We start from the raw sequence: 3,916 nt of genomic DNA, 5'->3' as shown, positions 1-3,916 counted from the left end.
CCCACCCCAGCGCCCTGAGCGGATGTCTCCCACCGGCATCCGCTCAGGGCAGAGCCGCTCAGGGCGGATTCGCGCCGTCCGCGATGTGCTGCGGCCGATGCTGGGGGCATGAGCGAAGACAACCCCATCCCGCAGTTCGGTCCCGAAGCCCGGCGCGCGCTGTTCCACGAGCGGGTGCTCGTGCTCGACGGCGCCCTCGACGACGACAACGGCACGCTGCTGATGACGCAGCTGCTCGCGCTGTCGGCAGAGGACCCCACGGCAGACATCGCCTTGTGGATCCACTCGCCCGGCGGGTCAGTGCCCTCGATGCTCGCGATCCGCGACATCATGCGGCTGATCCCCAATGATGTCGCGACCTTGGCTCTCGGTCTCGCGTGCAGCGCCGGGCAGTTCCTGCTCTCCGCCGGCACCCCGGGCAAACGCCGGGCGCTTCCGCACGCTCGGATCCTCATGCATCAGGGGTCCGCGGGCATCGGCGGCTCCGCGGGAGAGCTCGAGACGCAGGCCGACGACCTGCGGCACATGCGCGACACCGTGCTCGGACTGATCGCCGACGACACCGGTCAGCCCGTCGCGCGCATCTTCGAGGACTCGCTGCACGACCGCTGGTACACCGCGACGCAGGCGCAGGACTACGGCTTCATCGACGCGATCGTGGTCTCGATCGGCGACGTGATGCCGCGACGACGCGCGCGCGTCGGTCTGGGGGTGGACGCATGAGCACCTACTCGATCCCCAACGTCATCGCGCAGCATCCCCGAGGCGAGCGCATCATGGACGTGTACTCGCATCTGCTCGCGGAGCGCGTCATCTACCTCGGCACCGGCATCGATGCGGGGGTCGCGAACGCCCTCATCGCACAGCTGCTGCACCTCGACGCGGACAGCCCGGAATCCGGCATCCAGTTCTACATCAACAGCGAGGGCGGCGATCCAGGGGCCGCGCTGGCGATCTACGACACCATGCAGCACATCCGTCCGCGCATCGCGACGACCTGCGTCGGCCAGGCCATCGGCCCCGCGGCGCTCCTGGTCGCTGCAGGAGACGTGGGGGAGCGGGCGGCCCTCGCCCACGCGCGCATCGTTCTGCATCAGCCCGCAGGGCAGTCGCGCGGTGCGATCCCCGACCTCATCCTTGCCGCCGACGAAGTGGTGCGGGTGCGTTCCGACATGGAGGAGATCCTGGCCAGGCACAGCGGTCGCACGGTCGCCGAACTCCGAGCCGACACAGACCGTGATCGGGTGTTCACGGCACCCGCCGCGCTCGACTACGGACTGATCGACACCGTGCTCGGCGCGCGGAGCTGAGGCGGCGTCCGGGCTGCCGGACGGATGCATGAGCGACGGGCGGCTGCATGACCGACGCGGGACCTGTGGTCATGCATCCGTCCGTCGCTCATGCAGATGACGGGTCAGGGACCAGATGACGGGTCAGCGACCAGGTGACGGGTCAGCGACCAGGTGACGGGTCAGCGACCAGATGACGGGTCAGGACCAGATGACGGGTCAGGACCAGATGACGGGCCAGCGACCACGGGTTCGGGGTCAGGCGGCGAGGGCGAACGCGCCACGCGAGGGGGCCGTCGATCGCAGACTGTCGGCCACGTCGCTGGTGAGCTCGATCAGACTCGTGTCGAGCGCACCGGCGATCGCGGCGATCATCTCGCTCGACGGCTCCTTCAACCCGCGTTCCACCTCGGAGAGGTACTGCGGCGAGACGCCGGCCTTCTCGGCGGTCTCGGTGAGCGTCTCCTCGCGGTCGTGGCGTCGACGACGCAGCTGGTCGCCGAGGAGGTGACGCCACAGCGGCTCGGGGTCGTTCGACTTCGGGCGGTCGGAGCGAGGAGTGTGCGGGAACGAGAGCAGGTCGGCCATGCCTCACGATAGGCCGAGGTGTCCGGACGGTTCGAGCGGTTCTGCTCAGAGCAGAACAGCGGGTCCTTAGGCGTCCGCGTGACCAGGGGCGGAGTCTGTCGAAGCCGAGGAGCCGGCGCCTTCGGGCGAGGGGGATGCGGCGGCATCCGTCGCCGCCCAGCTCGCGAGCATCCTCAACTTGTCGGCCGATGCCGTCCCTGGCTCCGCGGTGTAGGTCGAGAGGTGCAGCCCGGGATCGGCCGGCAGCTCGAAGGCCTCGTAGGAGAGCTCGATCTCCCCGACCACGGGATGCGTGATGCGCTTGACCCCGGTGCGGTGGAAGCGCACGTTGTGGGCGGCCCACAGCGTGCGAAACCGCTCGCTCCGCGTCGAGAGCTCGCCCACCAGGTCGGTGAGCTTCCGGTCGAACGGGTTGCGTCCGGCCTCCCCGCGCATCGCGGCCACGAGCTCCTGCGTGTTCCGATCCCACTCGGGGTAGAACTCCTTCGCGGCCGGATCGAGGAAGGCGAAGCGCGCGCTGTTCGGCTGCGGCTGCGCGAACACGGGCGCGTAGAGGGCGCGACCCAGGGCGTTCGCCGCCAGGTAGTCGAAGTAGTTGTTGCGCACGATCGCCGGAGCTTCGGTCATGGCGTCGAGCAGGCGCAGGATGCTCGGACGCAGCTCTGTCGTCTTCTTCCGTGGTGCGCGCGCGACCGGCGAGGTGTTCGCGGCGCGGGCGAGGTCGAACAGGTGCGCGGTCTCGGCCTCATCCAGCTGGAGCGCACGGGACAGCGCATCGAGCACGCTGTCCGATGCCCCGGACAGGTCTCCGCGTTCGAGACGCGTGTAGTAGTCGACGCTGACCCCCGCGAGCAGCGAGACCTCCTCGCGGCGCAGTCCGGGAACGCGGCGGTTGCCGCCGAACGCCGGGAGTCCGGCCTGATCGGGGGTGATGCGTGCGCGCCTCGTGGAGAGGAACTCGCGCACCTCGCTGCGGGTGTCCATGCATCCGACGCTACGCGCTCGACGACCGGACAGGGAGGTACTGGCGGTACCGGTGACCCGGGCCGTACGTCAGAGGGCCGCGGTCACGCCGGGGAGCAGCTTTCCGAGGATCGCCCCCAGCTGCTCGCGCTCCTCGCCGGTGAGGGGATCGAGCACGAGCTCCCGCACCTGCTCGACGTGCACGGGGGCCGCCGTGCGGAGCATCTCCCGTCCGGCCGGCGTCAGCGAGGCCGAGAGGGTGCGCTTGTCGGAGCCGCAGGAGGTGCGCTCGACCCAGCCGCGCTCCTCGAGCGAGTCCAGCGCGTGGCTCAGACGCGACCGGCTGAGGCCGGCGATGCGGGCGAGCTCGGTCATGGTCACGGCGCTCTCACCCCGGCCGGCCAGGGTGATGAGGATGGCGTAGCGGGCGTGGTTGAGACCGACCTCTTCCTTCAGCGTGCGGTCGAGCACCTGAGGGAGCAGTTGCACGAAGCGGATGACCGGCAGCCAGGTATCCATCTCGGTGTCGTCGAGCCGACGCGGATTCTGCTCCGCCGTCCCGTCCGCCTCCGAGGTCATGATGCCCTCCCGTGCTGTCGCGCCTGCCGTCATGCCGCGGACAGGTCGAGTGTGTGCGCCGTGTGGTCGCGCTTGGCCTGCAGGTAGCGGGAGTTCGACTCCGACAGGTGCACCCGGGTGGGTACACGCTCGGTCACGCGGACCCCGAGGGCTTCGAGCTGCACCGCCTTGTCGGGGTTGTTGCTCAGCAGGCGGATACCGTCGACGCCGAGCGCGTGCAGCATCTGCGCCGCCACCGTGTAGTCGCGCTCGTCCTCACCCCGGCCCAGGGCGACGTTCGCCTCGTACGTGTCGAGGCCGGCATCCTGCAGGGCGTACGCGTCGAGCTTGGCGTACAGGCCGATGCCGCGCCCCTCCTGGCGCAGGTAGAGCAGGAAGCCGCCCTCCTCCGCGATGCGCTCCACGGCCTCGCGCAGCTGAGGGCCGCAGTCACAGCGTTCCGACCCGAACACGTCGCCCGTCAGGCACTCGCTGTGCGGGCGCACGAGCGGGGCCTC

6 protein-coding genes are annotated in these 3,916 nt (G+C 70.1%); 2 read left to right on the top strand and 4 right to left on the bottom strand.

The window, feature by feature from the left end:
* The first annotated feature begins 108 nt into the window (after nt 1-108).
* Entirely contained in the window at nt 109-723 is a 615-nt protein-coding gene (locus tag DSP71_RS02840; RefSeq protein WP_046748605.1) for a ClpP family protease, read from the top strand.
* Nucleotides 720-1,310, top strand: a complete 591-nt coding sequence (locus DSP71_RS02835) for a ClpP family protease (protein WP_046748606.1) — start codon at nt 720-722, stop codon at nt 1,308-1,310. The genes DSP71_RS02840 and DSP71_RS02835 overlap by 4 nt, the downstream gene beginning before the upstream one ends.
* A 237-nt stretch (nt 1,311-1,547) precedes the next feature.
* On the opposite strand, the gene DSP71_RS02830 is transcribed toward DSP71_RS02835, so the two are convergent.
* From DSP71_RS02830 to ribA, 4 genes are all read right to left on the bottom strand, one after another.
* The gene (locus DSP71_RS02830; RefSeq protein ID WP_113680320.1) at nt 1,548-1,877 is read right to left on the bottom strand and encodes a helix-turn-helix domain-containing protein; all 330 of its coding nucleotides are present in this window, start codon (nt 1,875-1,877) and stop codon (nt 1,548-1,550) included.
* Between the two features lie 66 nt (nt 1,878-1,943).
* Nucleotides 1,944-2,861 carry a helix-turn-helix domain-containing protein gene (locus DSP71_RS02825; RefSeq protein WP_113680319.1) on the bottom strand — a complete coding sequence of 306 codons (918 nt, stop codon included), beginning with the start codon at nt 2,859-2,861 and terminating at the stop codon, nt 1,944-1,946.
* Nucleotides 2,862-2,930: 69 nt separating this feature from the next.
* On the bottom strand, nt 2,931-3,419 hold the full coding sequence (locus DSP71_RS02820) for a MarR family winged helix-turn-helix transcriptional regulator (protein WP_058632825.1): 489 nt from the start codon (nt 3,417-3,419) through the stop codon (nt 2,931-2,933).
* A gap of 29 nt (nt 3,420-3,448) precedes the next feature.
* The coding region (gene ribA, locus DSP71_RS02815) for a GTP cyclohydrolase II (RefSeq protein WP_147251174.1) at nt 3,449-3,916 on the bottom strand (468 nt) is incomplete at its 5' end.

Origin of the sequence: Microbacterium sp. H6, from assembly GCF_003314775.1 — a bacterium.
GTDB lineage: Bacteria > Actinomycetota > Actinomycetes > Actinomycetales > Microbacteriaceae > Microbacterium > Microbacterium oxydans.
Note: the sequence above shows the minus strand (reverse complement) of the source record. Positions and strands in the feature narration are given on the sequence as shown.

Coding starts and splice junctions, on each gene's coding strand:
- DSP71_RS02840 (WP_046748605.1), top strand. CDS start 109: ATGAGCGAAGACAACCCCATCCCGCAGTTCGGTCCCGAAGCCCGGCGC.
- DSP71_RS02825 (WP_113680319.1), bottom strand. CDS start 2,861: ATGGACACCCGCAGCGAGGTGCGCGAGTTCCTCTCCACGAGGCGCGCA.
- DSP71_RS02830 (WP_113680320.1), bottom strand. CDS start 1,877: ATGGCCGACCTGCTCTCGTTCCCGCACACTCCTCGCTCCGACCGCCCG.
- DSP71_RS02820 (WP_058632825.1), bottom strand. CDS start 3,419: ATGACCTCGGAGGCGGACGGGACGGCGGAGCAGAATCCGCGTCGGCTC.
- DSP71_RS02835 (WP_046748606.1), top strand. CDS start 720: ATGAGCACCTACTCGATCCCCAACGTCATCGCGCAGCATCCCCGAGGC.